Below are 772 nucleotides of genomic sequence, written 5' to 3' on the forward strand. Positions count from 1 at the left end.
AGCGCGGCTCCTCGGCCGACTTGCTCCGGCGGGCGGACGGGGCCGGCTCGGCCGACCGATCCGAACGCGAGCCGGACAGCGATTTCTCGTCATTGCCGATCGAGCCGCCGGAGCTGCCGGACTGGGCCAAGGCGGAAGGGAGGGAGAAGGCGAGGCTCAGGACGAAGGCGAGGCCAGTCGTGCGCACGGCGGCGTTGGGCATGATCACAATCCAAAATGAAAAAGGCATCAGCGGCCGGATCCGTCCGCACAGACGGATCCAATAATGCGGCAAGCTTTGCCAGCCTTGCCGCATTCGTCAAGCGCGGCATCCCTAGCGCGCTGCACGCCCTCGCGCTGGACCAGCGACCAGGATTTGTCTGAGATCGCGAAGGCGCCGCAGCTTCTGCCGTAGAAGGAGAGCTCGATCGGGCATTTGGTGCCGGCGCAATTGCCGCGCGCATCCGCCACCGCCGCGCGCCGCGAGGCGTGATTCCACGAGATGCCCCATTTGCTGTTGTCGGGCCCATAGACGATCGAGCCCCAGGGCTTGAGATCCTCCATCTTGCGCATGCGCAGCAGCAAGCCCTCGGTCGGCTCCCCATTCGGCGCCATCGAAATCCGCTGCTGGAGTTTTGTGATCGCGCGAGTGAGGCCGTCGGGGGTATCAGGATCGAAATTGAGCTCGTAGAGCCGTTCGCTGAGCTCACTGAGCAGCGCGGCATCGCGCAAGGGCACGCGGTCGGGATCGGCGCGCAGACGCTCCGCCGGCAGGGGATCGGGCTGCATCGCC

The 772-nt window shown here is 66.3% G+C and carries 1 protein-coding gene and 1 pseudogene; both read right to left on the reverse strand.

The annotated features are described in order from the left end of the window. Positions 1 to 202, reverse strand: a pseudogene (locus MOV75_RS40365) (hypothetical protein); the annotation flags it as partial. A 26-nt stretch (positions 203 to 228) separates the two neighbouring features. After that, on the reverse strand, positions 229 to 772 hold a 544-nt coding region (locus tag MOV75_RS40370), incomplete at its 5' end, for a DUF4189 domain-containing protein (protein ID WP_247008428.1).

Source organism: Bradyrhizobium sp. PRIMUS42, assembly GCF_023006515.1.
GTDB lineage: Bacteria > Pseudomonadota > Alphaproteobacteria > Rhizobiales > Xanthobacteraceae > Bradyrhizobium.